General features: G+C 72.3%; 14 protein-coding genes and 1 pseudogene. 4 read left to right on the forward strand and 11 right to left on the reverse strand.

Annotated elements, in window-relative coordinates; genetic code table 11:
• Positions 1-155: 155 nt before the first annotated feature.
• The gene (locus AQJ66_RS34910) at positions 156-860 is read left to right on the forward strand and encodes a phosphatase PAP2 family protein (RefSeq protein ID WP_061930410.1); all 705 of its coding nucleotides are present in this window, start codon (positions 156-158) and stop codon (positions 858-860) included.
• Here the strand turns inward: AQJ66_RS34910 and ykgO are convergent.
• The 8 genes from ykgO to AQJ66_RS34950 form a co-directional block, all read right to left on the reverse strand.
• Positions 839-961 carry a type B 50S ribosomal protein L36 gene (gene ykgO, locus AQJ66_RS34915; protein WP_061930412.1) on the reverse strand — a complete coding sequence of 41 codons (123 nt, stop codon included), beginning with the start codon at positions 959-961 and terminating at the stop codon, positions 839-841. The genes AQJ66_RS34910 and ykgO overlap by 22 nt on opposite strands.
• A gap of 44 nt (positions 962-1,005) precedes the next feature.
• On the reverse strand, positions 1,006-1,170 hold the full coding sequence (gene rpmG / locus AQJ66_RS34920) for a 50S ribosomal protein L33 (protein WP_061930415.1): 165 nt from the start codon (positions 1,168-1,170) through the stop codon (positions 1,006-1,008).
• A gap of 179 nt (positions 1,171-1,349) precedes the next feature.
• A complete protein-coding gene (locus AQJ66_RS34925) occupies positions 1,350-2,777 on the reverse strand; it encodes an NAD(P)/FAD-dependent oxidoreductase (RefSeq protein WP_061930418.1) in 1,428 nt (475 codons plus the stop codon).
• A 22-nt stretch (positions 2,778-2,799) separates the two neighbouring features.
• The gene (locus AQJ66_RS34930) at positions 2,800-3,597 is read right to left on the reverse strand and encodes an ABC transporter permease (RefSeq protein WP_061930421.1); all 798 of its coding nucleotides are present in this window, start codon (positions 3,595-3,597) and stop codon (positions 2,800-2,802) included.
• Positions 3,597-4,526, reverse strand: coding sequence for an ABC transporter permease (locus AQJ66_RS34935; RefSeq protein ID WP_061930423.1), 930 nt, complete (start codon positions 4,524-4,526; stop codon positions 3,597-3,599). The genes AQJ66_RS34930 and AQJ66_RS34935 overlap by 1 nt, the downstream gene beginning before the upstream one ends.
• A gap of 2 nt (positions 4,527-4,528) precedes the next feature.
• Positions 4,529-5,692 carry an ABC transporter ATP-binding protein gene (locus AQJ66_RS34940; RefSeq protein WP_061930426.1) on the reverse strand — a complete coding sequence of 388 codons (1,164 nt, stop codon included), beginning with the start codon at positions 5,690-5,692 and terminating at the stop codon, positions 4,529-4,531.
• Positions 5,689-6,936: an ABC transporter substrate-binding protein gene (locus tag AQJ66_RS34945; RefSeq protein ID WP_061930429.1), complete on the reverse strand. Its 1,248-nt coding sequence runs from the start codon at positions 6,934-6,936 to the stop codon at positions 5,689-5,691. The genes AQJ66_RS34940 and AQJ66_RS34945 overlap by 4 nt, the downstream gene beginning before the upstream one ends.
• A gap of 52 nt (positions 6,937-6,988) precedes the next feature.
• Positions 6,989-8,524: a gamma-aminobutyraldehyde dehydrogenase gene (locus tag AQJ66_RS34950; RefSeq protein ID WP_061930432.1), complete on the reverse strand. Its 1,536-nt coding sequence runs from the start codon at positions 8,522-8,524 to the stop codon at positions 6,989-6,991.
• A 210-nt stretch (positions 8,525-8,734) separates the two neighbouring features.
• Here AQJ66_RS34950 and AQJ66_RS34955 point away from each other — a divergent pair, with 210 nt between their 5' ends.
• Complete coding sequence (locus AQJ66_RS34955; RefSeq protein WP_061930435.1) at positions 8,735-9,298, forward strand: NADAR family protein; 564 nt, start codon at positions 8,735-8,737, stop codon at positions 9,296-9,298.
• A 266-nt stretch (positions 9,299-9,564) separates the two neighbouring features.
• Here AQJ66_RS34955 and AQJ66_RS39795 read toward each other — a convergent pair whose 3' ends face one another.
• Positions 9,565-10,404 (reverse strand): DUF4190 domain-containing protein, encoded by an 840-nt coding sequence (locus AQJ66_RS39795; RefSeq protein ID WP_208611524.1) that lies wholly within the window; start codon positions 10,402-10,404, stop codon positions 9,565-9,567.
• 22 nt (positions 10,405-10,426) lie between these two features.
• Between AQJ66_RS39795 and AQJ66_RS34965 the strand changes: the two are divergent.
• Positions 10,427-11,648: pseudogene (locus tag AQJ66_RS34965) on the forward strand (adenosine deaminase).
• A gap of 20 nt (positions 11,649-11,668) precedes the next feature.
• Entirely contained in the window at positions 11,669-12,355 is a 687-nt protein-coding gene (locus AQJ66_RS34970) for a glycerophosphodiester phosphodiesterase (protein WP_208611525.1), read from the forward strand.
• On the opposite strand, the gene AQJ66_RS34975 is transcribed toward AQJ66_RS34970, so the two are convergent.
• Positions 12,352-12,849, reverse strand: a complete 498-nt coding sequence (locus AQJ66_RS34975; protein ID WP_061930445.1) for a hypothetical protein — start codon at positions 12,847-12,849, stop codon at positions 12,352-12,354. The two genes, AQJ66_RS34970 and AQJ66_RS34975, sit on opposite strands and share 4 nt — an antisense overlap.
• Positions 12,833-13,324, reverse strand: a complete 492-nt coding sequence (locus tag AQJ66_RS34980; protein ID WP_061930448.1) for an RNA polymerase sigma factor — start codon at positions 13,322-13,324, stop codon at positions 12,833-12,835. The genes AQJ66_RS34975 and AQJ66_RS34980 overlap by 17 nt, the downstream gene beginning before the upstream one ends.
• Positions 13,325-13,334: the final 10 nt, after the last annotated feature.

Raw genomic sequence — 13,334 nt, forward strand, 5'->3', positions numbered from 1 at the left:
GATCGGACGGTCGCCGCCCCAAACCCCCCGGGGCGAGCGACGTTCCGATCCGGACGGCCGCCTCGGAACTACCCCCCCTGTTCCGGGGCGGCCGACCTCCTTCCTCTTCCTCCGGATGCCGGTGCTCGCGGGCCGCGGGTGCGAAGCTGGTCCCCGTGTCGACCTCAGCGCCCGCCCGCCGCTCCCTCCTCCTCGGCGTCCCGGCCCTCGTCCTCGCCGTCCTCACCTGGCAGGTCGTGGCCGACGGCCCGCTGCTGCGCGTGGACGCCCGGCTCAGCCGGGCGCTCGTCCATCCGGACACCCTCTCCCGGCTGCTGACCTACCTCGGTGACTTCCGGATCGCCGTCCCCGTCCTGCTGCTGGCCGCGGGGTACGTCGCCCGGCGGGGCCGTGCGACGGGGGCGGACCTGTGGTGGGTGCCGCCCGTGGCCGCGCTGGTGCTGATGGCGCTGGTCCCGGCGGTCGTCGTCCCACTGAAGGACTGGACCGCCCGGCCGGGGACCCCGTTGATGCCGCCGGGCACCGGTTACTTCCCGTCCGGCCACACGGCGACGGCGGGGGTCGCCTACGGCTCCGCGACCCTGCTCCTGCGGCCCTGGCTGCACTCGGCCCACGTCCGCCGGGAGCTGGTCATCGGCTGCGCCCTCGTCACCTTCGGCGTGAGCTTCGGGCTGGTCCGGCACGGCTACCACTGGCCGCTGGACGTCGTGGCGAGCTGGTGCCTGTGCGCGGTGCTGCTGACCGCGCTCTCACTGGTCCTCGACCGGGTCACCGGGCTCGCCCTGGAGCGCGGTGCGCGCCGCGCGCGCACCGGCACCGCCGGGCAGGACTCCCGGCGTCAGCCCTGGCGGGCCTTGTAGCGGGGGTCCTTCCTGTTGATCACGTAGGTCACGCCCCGCCGGCGCACCACCTGGGCACCGGGCCTGGCCTTCAGCGAGCGCAATGACGCGCGCACCTTCATCGTGGACTCCTCTCCTTCGCCGTCCCGGGTCGCCGGGTGGCGTGTCAGCGCTCCTCGCGGAACAGGACGTGCTCGCCGGCCACCCGGTCGTACTTGCGCAGGACCAGGCGGTCGGGGTCGTTCAGACGGTTCTTGCGGGTGGTGTAGGTGGCTCCGGTACCGGCCGTCGACTTCAGCCTGACGACGGGCCGCGCGGTGCTGCGTGCCATGAGGGGTTTCCTTCCGCCATCACCCGAGCTGCTTGACCCGGGCATGTCATTCGACGCGTACAACACGAGCATCCCTCGGGACATTCCCAGCCCCGGCGTACGAAAGAGGGCCTCCCTCTCCCGTGGCCCGTGGACGCCGGACGCGTCACGAGGGAGAAGGAGACCCTGTCGGGACACCGTCAGCTGTCGAAGCCCAGGCCCAGTCGGTCCATCGTGCGCAGCCACAGGTTGCGGCGGCCGCCCCGGGCGTCCGCGCGGGCCAGTGACCACTTGGTGAGGGCGATGCCGGTCCAGGCGAAGGGCTCCGGTGGGAAGGGCAGCGGCTTGGTGCGGACCATCTCCAGCGCCGTCCGCTCGGTCCGCTCCCCGTCCAGCAGGTCCAGCATCACGTCCGCCCCGAAGCGGGTCGCGCCCACGCCCAGGCCGGTGTAGCCCGCCGCGTACGCCACCCTGCCCTGGTGGGCGGTGCCGAAGAACGCCGAGAAACGCGAGCAGGTGTCGATCGCCCCGCCCCAGGCGTGGGTGAAGCGGACGCCCTCCAACTGCGGGAAGCAGGTGAAGAAGTGCCCGGCGAGCTTGGCGTAGGTCTCCGGCCGGTCGTCGTACTCGGCGCGGACCCGGCCGCCGTAGTGGTGGACCGCGTCGTAGCCGCCCCACAGGATCCGGTTGTCCGCGGACAGCCGGAAGTAGTGGAACTGGTTGGCCGAGTCGCCGAGCCCCTGTCTGTTCTTCCAGCCGATCTCCGCCAGTCGGCCGGCGGAAAGCGGCTCGGTCATCAGCGCGTAGTCGTAGACCGGCACGGTGTAGGACCGCACGCGCCGCAGCAGGTTCGGGAAGACGTTGGTGGCGAGCGCGACCCGGCGGGCGCGGACCCGGCCGTACGGGGTGCCGACGGCCATCCCGGCGCCGTACTGCCTGAGGGTCAGCGCGGGCGTGTGCTCGTACACCCGCACCCCGAGCTCCAGGCAGGCCTTCTTCAGGCCCCAGGCGAGCTTGGCCGGATGCAGCATGGCCACGCCCCGGCGGTCCCACAGGCCGGCCCGGAAGGTGGGTGAGTCCACCTGCTCGCGCACGGCGTCGGCGTCCAGGAACTCGACGCCGTCGGCGAGGCCCTTCTCCCGGAGCTCCCGGTGCCAGTCCTTCAGCTCCCGGGCCTGGTAGTTCTCGGTGGCGACGTCGATCTCGCCGGTGCGCTCGAAGTCGCAGTCGATGCCGTGCCGGGCGACCGCGGCCTCGATCTCGTCGAGGTTGCGCCGGCCCAGCTCCTCCAGCTTGTGGATCTCGCCGGGCCAGCGCGCCAGGCCGTTGGGCAGCCCGTGGGTGAGGGAGGCGGCGCAGAAGCCGCCGTTGCGGCCGGAGGCGGCCCAGCCCACCTCGCGGCCCTCCAGCAGGACCACGTCCCGCTGCGGATCGCGCTCCTTGGCGTTGAGCGCGGTCCACAGTCCGCTGTAGCCGCCGCCGACGACCAGCAGGTCACAGGTCTCGGCGGTGGTGAGGGCGGGCTCGGGGCGGGGCTTGCCGGGGTCTTCCAGCCAGTACGGGACCGGCTGGGCTTCGGAGAGAGAGGAGATCCAGTCTGTGCCACGGCTCATGGCGCCTGGGGCCATGATTTCAACTCCCTACGGGGCTCTACGCCTTCTTGTTCCGGCGGTTGCCGATGACCATCGAGGTGAGGACGAACAGCACGGCGACCAGGAACATGGCCGTGCCGATGACGTTGATCTGGACGGGCGTGCCGCGCTGCGCCGAACCCCACACGAACATGGGGAAGGTGACGGTGGAGCCCGCGTTGAAGTTGGTGATGATGAAGTCGTCGAAGGAGAGCGCGAAGGACAGCAGCGCGCCCGCGGCGATGCCGGGTGCGGCGATCGGCAGCGTGACCCGCAGGAAGGTCTGCACGGGGCCGGCGTAGAGGTCCCGGGCGGCCTCCTCCAGGCGCGGGTCCATCGACATCACGCGCGCCTTGACCGCCGTGACGACGAAGCTGAGGCAGAACATGATGTGGGCGATCAGGATCGTGAGGAAGCCGAGCTGGGCGCCCATGTTGAGGAACAGGGTGAGCAGCGAGGCGGCCATGACGACCTCGGGCATCGCCATCGGCAGGAAGATCAGCGAGTTGATGGCGCCGCGCGCGCGGAAGCGGTAGCGGACCAGCGCGAAGGCGATCATCGTGCCGAGGAGCGTGGCGCCGAGGGTCGCCCAGACGGCGATCTGGAGGCTGACGGACAGCGAACCGCACATGCCGGCGACCCCGCACGGGTCCTTCCAGGCGGACGTGGAGAACTGCTGCCACTGGTAGTTGAAGCGCCCCTTCGGCTTGTTGAAGGAGAACACCGTGACGATGACGTTCGGCAGCAGCAGGTAGGCCAGCGTGAGCAGGCCGGCGATGACGACGAGTCGGCGCTTGAGCCAGGTGACGACGGGCATCAGACCAGGTCCTCCGTCCCGGAGCGACGGATGTAGATCGTGACCATGGCCAGGATCGCGGCCATGAGGATGAAGGACAGGGCGGCCGCCGTCGGATAGTCCAGGATCCGCAGGAACTGCGTCTGGATGACGTTGCCGATCATGCGGGTGTCGGTGGAGCCGAGGAGTTCGGCGTTGACGTAGTCACCGGCCGCCGGGATGAAGGTCAGCAGCGTGCCGGAGACCACGCCCGGCATCGACAGCGGGAAGGTCACCTTGCGGAAGGTGGTCCAGGGCCTGGCGTACAGGTCGCCGGCCGCCTCGTGCAGCCGCCCGTCGATCCGCTCCAGGGAGGTGTAGAGCGGCAGGATCATGAACGGCAGGAAGTTGTACGTCAGACCGCACACCACCGCGAGCGGTGTGGCCAGGACCCGGTCGCCGGCCGTCCAGCCGAGGGCGCTGGTCAGGTCCAGGACGTGCAGCGAGTTCAGGGCGTGCACGACCGGGCCGTTGTCGGCGAGGATCGTCTTCCAGGCCAGCGTGCGGATCAGGAAGCTGGTGAAGAACGGCGCGATCACCAGGATCATGATCAGGTTGCGCCAGCGGCCGGCGCGGAAGGCGATCAGGTAGGCCAGCGGGTAGCCGAGCAGCAGGCACAGCACGGTCGCGGCGGCCGCGTAGAGCACCGAGCGCAGGAACTGCGGCCAGTACTCGGTGAGCGCGTCCCAGTAGGTCGCGAAGTGCCAGGTGACCTTGTAGCCCTGCTCCAGGGAGCCGGTCTGCACGGACGTGGAGGCCTGGTAGACCAGCGGCAGCGCGAAGAAGACGACCAGCCACAGGATGCCGGGCAGCAGCAGCCAGTACGGGGTGAGGCGGCCGCGCCTGCGCGGGGGCTTCGGCGCGGGTTCGGCGGGGGCGAGGGGCGGGGGCGCCTCGGTGAGGGTCGACATGTCTACGCGGCCTCTTCCTCGACGGTCTCCACGCCGGCGTCGATGTCCTGCGCCGCGTCGAGGCCGAAGGTGTGCGCCGGGTTCCAGTGCAGGACCACGTCGGCGCCGGGGACCAGGCGGCCGTCGCGCTCGACGTTCTGGACGTAGACCGCGAGTTCGTCGCAGACCGGGCTGTCGATCACGTACTGCGTGGAGACGCCGATGAAACTGGCGTCGGCGATCCTGCCGGTGAGGCGGTTGCGGCCCTCGGGGATGGCACCGGCGTCGTCGGCGTGCGTGAGCGCGATCTTCTCCGGGCGGACGCCGACCAGCACCTTGCCGCCGGCCGCCGCCGGGGCGGAACAGCGCGCCGCGGGCAGGACGAGCTTGCCGCCGCCCGCCTTGAGCACGACGTCGTCGCCGTTCCTCGTGTCGACCTCGGCCTCGATGAGGTTCGAGGTGCCGAGGAAGTTCGCGACGAACGTGGTCTGCGGGTTCTCGTACAGGTCGGTGGGGGCGCCCAGCTGCTCGACCCGGCCCGCGTTCATCACGGCGACCGTGTCGGCCATGGTCATGGCCTCCTCCTGGTCGTGCGTGACGTGGATGAAGGTGATGCCGACCTCGGTCTGGATCCGCTTGAGCTCCAGCTGCATCTGGCGGCGCAGCTTCAGGTCGAGGGCGCCGAGCGGCTCGTCGAGCAGGAGCACCTTCGGGTGGTTGATCAGCGCGCGGGCGACGGCCACCCGCTGCTGCTGGCCGCCGGAGAGCTGATGCGGTTTCTTGCGCGCCTGCTCCCCCAGCTGGACCAGCTCCAGCATCTCCTCCACCTGCTTCTTCACGCTCTTGACGCCGCGCCGGCGCAGGCCGAAGGCGACGTTCTCGAAGATGTCGAGGTGCGGGAAGAGGGCGTAGGACTGGAAGACCGTGTTCACCGGCCGTTTGTACGGCGGCAGGTGCGTGACGTCCTGGTCGCCGAGGTGCACGGTCCCGCAGGAAGGTTCCTCCAGGCCGGCGATCATGCGCAGGGTCGTCGTCTTGCCGCAGCCGGAGGCTCCGAGCAGGGCGAAGAAGGAGCCCTGCGGCACGGTCAGGTCCAGCGGGTGCACGGCGGTGAAGGAACCGTAGGTCTTGCCGATGCCCGTGAGGCGGACGTCGCCGCTGTGGTCTGTCGTCGTCATCGTCGTCACGCCCCTGTGAGCTTCGAGAACTTCTGCTGGTAGGCCGTCTCTTCCTTCTGCGTCAGGGCGCGGAAGGCGTGGGACTTGGCCTGCATGGCCTTGTCGGGGAGGATCAGCGGGTTCTTCGCCGCCGACTTGTCGATCTTCGCGAGGTACGGCTCGACCCCGGCGACCGGGCTGACGTAGTTGACGTAGGCGGCGAGCTCGGCGGCCGGCTCGGGCTCGAAGTAGAAGTCGATGAGCCGCTCGGCGTTCGTCTTGTGACGTGCCTTGTTGGGGATGAGCAGGTTGTCGGTCGACGTCATGTAGCCGCTGTCGGGGATGACGTAGCCGACGTCGGGGTTGTCCGCCTGGAGCTGGACGATGTCGCCGCCCCAGGCGACGCACGCGGCGAAGTCGCCCTTGGAGAGGTCGGACGTGTAGTCGTTGCCGGTGAAGCGGCGTATCTGGCCCTTGTCGACGGCCTTCTGCAGACGGGCGATCACCGCGTCGTAGTCGTCGTCGGTGAACTTCCCCGGGTCCTTGCCCATGTCGAGCATGGTCATCCCGATGCTGTCGCGCATCTCCGTCAGGAAGCCGACGCGGCCCTTGAGCCTGGGGTTGTCCAGCAGGTCGGAGACCGACTTCACCTCTATGCCGTCGAGCGCCTTCTTGTTGTACGCGATGACGGTCGAGATGCCCTGCCAGGGGTACGAGTAGGCGCGGCCCGGGTCCCAGTCGGGCGCCCGGAACTGGTCCGACAGGTTGGCGAAGGCGTGCGGCAGGTTGGACGGGTCCAGTTTCTGGACGTAGCCGAGCCGGATCATGCGGGCGGCCAGCCAGTCGGTGAGGACGACGAGGTCGCGGCCGGTGTCCTGGCCGGCGGCGAGCTCCGGCTGGATCTTGCCGAAGAACTCGTCGTTGTCGTTGATGTCCTCGGTGTACTTGACCTGGATACCGGTCCGCCGGGCGAAGGCGTCGAGCGTGGGATGACGCTTGCCCTTGTCGTCCACGTCGATGTACTCGGGCCAGTTGGAGAAGTTGACGACCTTCTCCTCGGCCGAGTGGTCGTCGGCGGACACACCGCCCTGCGTCTTGGTCGCCGCGGGGATCCCGCAGGCGCTCAGCGCCCCGAGTCCACCGGTCATGAGCGCGCCGCCGGCGGAGGCGCGCAGCAGCGACCGGCGGGTCAGGGCCGCCCGCCCGTTGCGGAGGCTGCGCCGTACGGCGGCCGCTACGGCCGGCGTCGGGCGGTCGGGCTCGTACTGCTCCATGCGCGTGGTGCCCTTTCGGAGGGATCGGCCTTGGGTCACGGCCGGTTCGTGGCTAACGGTCCCCGAAGATGGTGCGGTGCCAGTCCTTCGCGGCCACCGCGGTGTTGTCGAACATTACGTGCTTGACCTGCGTGTACTCCTCGAATGAGTACACGGACATGTCCTTGCCGAAGCCGGAGGCCTGGTAGCCGCCGTGCGGCATCTCGCTGATGATCGGGATGTGGTCGTTGATCCACACGCAGCCCGCCTTGATCTCGCGGGTGGCGCGGTTCGCGCGGTAGACGTCTCGGCTCCACGCGGAGGCGGCGAGGCCGTAGGGGGTGTCGTTGGCCAGGCGAATGCCCTCCTCGTCACTGTCGAACGGCAGGACGACCAGCACCGGGCCGAAGATCTCGGACTGGACGATCTCGCTGTCCTGGGCGGCGCCGGCGACCAGGGTGGGCCGGTAGTAGGCGCCCTTCTCCAGGTCGCCGCCCGGTGCCTCGCCGCCGGTGACCACGCGCGCGTAGGCGCGCGCCCGGTCCACGAAGCCGGCGACGCGGTCGCGCTGGGCGTGCGAGATGAGCGGGCCGAGGTCGGTGCCCGGGGCGAACGGGTCGCCCAGGCGCACGGTCTCCATCAGCGCGGCCGTCCGCTCCACGAAGGCCTCGTAGAGCGGGCGCTGCACGTACGCGCGCGTGGCGGCCGTGCAGTCCTGCCCGGTGTTGATGAGCGAGCCGGCGACGGCCCCGTGGACGGCCGCCTCCAGGTCGGCGTCGTCGAAGACGACGAACGGGGCCTTGCCGCCGAGCTCCAGGTGGAGCCGTTTGACGGTGGCGGTGGCGAGCTCGGCGACCCGCTTGCCGACGGCGGTGGAGCCGGTGAAGGAGGTCATGGCGACGTCGGGGTGGCCGACGAGGTGCTCACCGGCCTCCCGTCCGGTCCCGGTGACGATGTTGACGACCCCGTCCGGGATGCCCGCGTCCGTGGCGGCCCGGGCGAACAGCAGCGAGGTGAGCGGGGTCAGCTCGGCCGGCTTCAGGACGACGGTGTTGCCGGCGGCGATCGCCGGCAGGATCTTCCAGGCGGCCATCTGGAGCGGGTAGTTCCAGGGCGCGATGGACCCGACGACGCCGATCGGCTCGCGCCGGACGTACGACGTGTGGTCGCCGGAGTACTCACCGGCCGACTGCCCCTGCAGGTGCCGGGCGGCACCCGCGAAGAAGGCGGTGTTGTCGATGGTCCCCGGCACGTCGAACTCGCGCGTGAGCTTCAGCGGCTTGCCGCACTGCAGGGACTCGGCGCGGGCGAACTCCTCGGCGCGGTCGGCGAGTACGGCGGCGAACCGGTGCAGGGCGTCGGAGCGCTCGCCGGGGGTGGTGGCCGCCCAGCCCGGAAAGGCCTCGCGGGCGGCGGCGACGGCCGCGTCGACGTCGGCGGTGCCGGCCAGTTCGTAGGTGTACACCTCCTCGCCGGTGGCGGGGTCGACCACGGCGTGGGTCCGCCCGGAGGTGCCCTTCGCGGGCCGTCCGGCGATGAACTGCGCGCCCTCGGCGAACCGGTCCTGCGCGGGGAATCGTTCCGGGGGGGCGGTGCCCGGGTTGTGCATGTCGCTCTCCTCCGCCGTGCGTCCCTCCCCAAAGGGGTGGGTGGCGTAGCTCCAGCTCGATTTGAGTGCCGATCCTGACAGAGGAGGCGCACTCCAACAAGTGATTCCGTTGTTGCCTTTTGGTTACGCGACGGAATCTGTCGACCAGGTGTCGAGTCGGCGTCGTAAAGGGCGGACGGAGTGTCAGTGGTGCCTGCCAGACTCGCGTGCATGGGGAAGATCGACGGGGTGGAAGCCCTGATCAGGGAGGTCCGGGCCGGTACCCGGATCAGGTACCTCCACTTCTGGGGGCACCGGCCGCGCCCGGACGGCCGGATCGGCCCGGCCTGTCTGAGCCAGTGGTGGCCGTCACCCTTCGTCGTCGACGGGGTGCGCTACGCGACGGCCGAGCACTGGATGATGGCCGGCAAGGCCCGGCTGTTCGGCGACCCGGAGGCCGAGCGCCGCGTCCTGGCGGCGGAGCACCCGGCCGAGGCCAAGAGGGCAGGGCGCCTGGTCCGCGGCTTCGACGAGGAGACGTGGGCCCGGGAGCGCTTCCGCATCGTGGTCGAGGGCAGCGTCCACAAGTTCACCTCGGACGACGACCTCGGCCTGTTCCTCCTGAACACCGGCGACCGGGTCCTGGTGGAGGCGAGCCCCGTCGACCGCGTGTGGGGCATCGGCCTGGCCGCCGACGACGAGGCGGCCTCCGACCCCGCCCGCTGGAGAGGCCCCAACCTCCTGGGCTTCGCGCTGATGGAGGCGAGAGAGCACCTGGCGGGTGCGGGGGCCTGAGCGGCCCTGCGGGGCTTTCGCGCCCCGGGGCACTCCCGGCTCGGCTGGGCCGACCGGGGCCGGTCGGCCGGGGCTGACGAGTCCGGCTCGGCCTGCATCATGCGGCGGTGACCCCGGACGGGATCGGCCGGGTCACCGTGGAGCGGGCGCCCTGTGTCCCCACCGAGTCGGACGGTGGGTGGGCGACGGCCGGGAGCCGGAGCGCCCGGCCCCTGGTGCGCCGGCGGCTCCGGCCGCGGCGCACTCCGGCCGAGGGGGCGCGCGGCTCAGCCGTAGTGGGCGATCGCGAAGGCGAGCAGGGCGAGGATCAGGACGAGACTCGTGGAGCCGCAGATGATGCCGGCCAGGGCCACGCCCGGGTTCGTCGCCTCACCCCGGCGGGCCTTGCCGCGGCCGAGGGCGCCGAGCACGATCGCCACGATGCCCATCACCAGGGCCAGCGGCCACGCGCAGAACCCGACCGTCGCCAGGATGCCCAGCACCAGGGAGGCGGTGCCCATGCCGTTGTTCGGCTGCGGCGGCATCCCGGGCCAGCCGTAGCCGGGGGCCGCGGGGTAGGGCGGGACGCCGGGCATGCCGTAGCCCGGCTGGGGCTGCGGGGCGGCGGGGTAGGCGTACGCCGGTGCGGGGGCGGCGGGGTAGCCGTAGGGGATCTGCCCGGGGCCGTCGGGCGCTATCGGGGGCGGGGGCACCGCCTCCACCGGCTGGGCCGCGGCGGCGGGCGGCGGGTACGGGCCCGGAGCGGCCGGCGGGGCGTACGGGTGCGCCGGGCCGGCGGGCGGAGGCGCGAACGGGTTCGCCGGCTGGGCCTGCGGCGGATAGGGCTGCGCGGCCGGTTGCGCGGTGGGGGCGGCCCAGGCCGGTTGCGCGGTGGGGGCGGCCCAGGCCGGGGGCGCCGCGTCGGTGGGGCCCGGCTCCTGCGAGGTGGGCAGCGAGGTGACCGTCTGGTGGTCATGGAGGGTGGGCCCCGGCCCGGGGGCGACCGTGTCGCCGGAACCCTGCGCCGGAGGCGGCCACGAACCCGCGTCTCCCGGCCGGGCGGCCGCGTCCTTGTCCAGGGACACCCGGCGCTCCGCCGGTGCCGGCTGTGCCGCCTCGTCGGCCATGGTGCGCGACCCCCTCTGCTGGATGTCCCGTCATGCTACGGCGCGTCCCCGGCCGCGGTCGGCCGGGGCCTACGATGATCCCGAGTCACCCGATCAGCCGATCACCCGCGCCCGCCCCCGGCTCCGGCCCCACGGGCGGCGCGCCGTTCCGGGGAGGAACCTTGACCGACCGCAGCGACCACACCGACGCCGTCCCCGCCGAGGGCACCGCCGACCGCGACCTGCGGGCCTTCATCACCGGTCTGCCCAAGGCCGAGCTGCACGTCCACCACGTCGGCTCCGCCTCCCCGCGTATCGTCGCCGAGCTGGCCGCCCGCCACCCCGACTCGAAGGTCCCCACCGACGCCGAGGCCCTGGCCGACTACTTCACCTTCACCGACTTCGCGCACTTCATCGAGGTCTACCTGTCGGTGGTCGACCTCGTGCGCACCCCGGAGGACGTCCGGCTGCTGACCTACGAGATCGCCCGCGACCTGGCCCGGCAGCAGGTGCGCTACGCCGAGCTGACCATCACCCCGTTCTCCTCGACCCGGCGCGGCATCGACGAGAAGGCGTTCATGGAGGCGATCGAGGACGCGCGCAAGGCGGCCGAGGCCGAGCTCGGCACCGTACTGCGCTGGTGCTTCGACATCCCCGGGGAGGCGGGCCTGGAGTCCGCCGAGGAGACGGCCCGGCTGGCCACCGACGACCGGCTGCGCCCGGAGGGCCTGGTGTCGTTCGGGCTCGGCGGCCCGGAGATCGGCGTCCCCCGGCCGCAGTTCAAGCCGTACTTCGACCGGGCCCTCGCCGCGGGCCTGCACTCGGTCCCGCACGCCGGCGAGACGACCGGCCCGGAGACGGTGTGGGACGCGCTGACCGAGCTGCGCGCCGAGCGGATCGGGCACGGCACCAGCTCGGCACGGGACCCCAGGCTGCTGGCGCACCTGGCCGAGCACCGCATCCCGCTGGAGGTCTGCCCGACCTCGAACATCGCCACCCGGGCCGTGACCACGCTCGACGAGCATCCCCTCATGGAGTTCACCCGCGCCGGGGTCCTCGTCACGATCAACTCCGACGACCCGCCGATGTTCGGCACCGACCTGAACAACGAGTACGCCGTCGCCGCCCGCCTCCTCGGCCTGGACGAGCGCGGCGTGGCCGACCTGGCGAAGAACGCCGTCGAGGCGTCCTTCCTGGACGCGGCCGGCAAGGCGCGGATCACCGCCGAGATCGACACCTACACCAGCACCTGGCCGGCCGGCTGAGGCACCGCACAATGGGGGCCATGCAGACCGTGACCGCCGTGGCCCACCGCGGCGCCCCCTACCACTCCCGCGAGAACACCCTCGCCTCCCTGCGCGCCGCGCTCGCCCTGGGCGCGGACGCGGTGGAGATCGACGTACGGGTCACCCGTGACGGTGTCCCCGTCCTGCTGCACGACGGCACGCTGAAGCGGCTGTGGGCGCACGACCGGCCGCTGCGCTCGCTGTCGGCCGACGAGGTGCGCGGACTCACCGCGGGCGGGGTGCCGACGCTGGCCGACGCGCTGACCGCTACGGACGGCACCCGGGTGATGATCGACCTGCCGGGCCGGGCCGATCCGCGGGCGGTGCGGCAGATCGTCGGCGTCGTGCACGAGAGCGGGGCGCGGGACCGCGTGTACTACTGCGCCCACGCCGAGACGATGCTCGCGGTGCGCGCCGCCGACGCGTCCGCCGAGATCGCCCTGACCTGGACGACCCTGGCGCCGCCGCGGCCCGGCCTGCTCGACGCGGTGCGGCCGCGCTGGCTGAACTACCGCTTCGCGCTGGTCGACCGCGCGCTCGCGGCCCGCGTCCACCGCGACGGCTACCTGCTCTCCGTCTGGACGCCCGACACCCGCCGCTCGCAGCGCCGCCTCCTCGGCCTCGGCGTCGACTCGATCACCACGAACCGCGTCGACCTGCTGCACACCCTGCGCTCCGCCGGCTAGCCCCCCGAGCGCTGCCCCGGCCGGCGGCTCGCCTCGGGCACGCGCGGTGCCGCCGACACCGCGCGGCTCGGCGCGGTCGTGGGCACCTGCGCGGCCGTCCCCCGCCGGTCCGTGGAGCTCGCCGCGGAGGGGCGGGGGCTCGGGCGGGTCTCGGGAGCGGTGGAGCGGTCGCGGCCGGGCGGGGCCGACGGGGACGGTCCGGCCGGCGACGGCGGGCTGCTCGCGGGGGGCGGGGCGAGCGGGACCACCGGGGAGGCGGGCGGCTCGTGCGAGGTGCGCGGCAGCGGCAGCGCGAGGAGCGCGGCGGCCGCGGCGACCGCGCACGACACACCGGCTCCGGCCGCCGCGCGGAGCAGTCTGCGGCGGGCCGCACTCCGGCGGATCTGCTCGAACCGGCCGGCGGGCGGGGCGAGATGCCCGGTGGCGGGCCGCAGGACGACGGTGAGGGGGTCGTCGGGTTCGAAGTCCGGACCGTCGTCAGAGTATGTGATCAAGACTTCTCCTCAGGTGGGCGCGGAGCAGTTCGCGGGCCGCGTGCAGGTCGGCCTTGACGGTCCCCTCCTTGCGCCCGGTCAGCACGGCCACCTCCCGGATCGGCATGTCAGCGTAGTAGTGCAGCAGGATCGGGGTGCGCAGTCGCTCCGGCAGTGCCTGCACGAGCAACCGGACCGACGGGTCGGCCTGTTCGGCGGGCGGGCGGACGGCCGCCTCGACACCGGCGCGGTGCACGGCCCTGCGTTCGCGCTCCAGCTTGCGCCAGTGGTCCCGCACGAGGTTCGCGGCGGTGACGTAGAGGAAGCCCCGGGGCTCCGCCACGGACGTCCAGCGGGCCCAGAGCCGGGTGAACGCCTCCGAGGCGATCTCGTGGGCCGTCCCGTCGTCGTCGACCAGACGGCGGCACCAGCCGGCCAGGCGCGGGTAGAGGGCGGCGAACAGCTCGGCTGCCGCCTTCTCACGGGACCGTTTCAACGCTCTCCAG

This window comes from Streptomyces bungoensis (assembly GCF_001514215.1).
In the GTDB taxonomy this organism is placed as follows: Bacteria; Actinomycetota; Actinomycetes; order Streptomycetales; family Streptomycetaceae; genus Streptomyces; species Streptomyces bungoensis.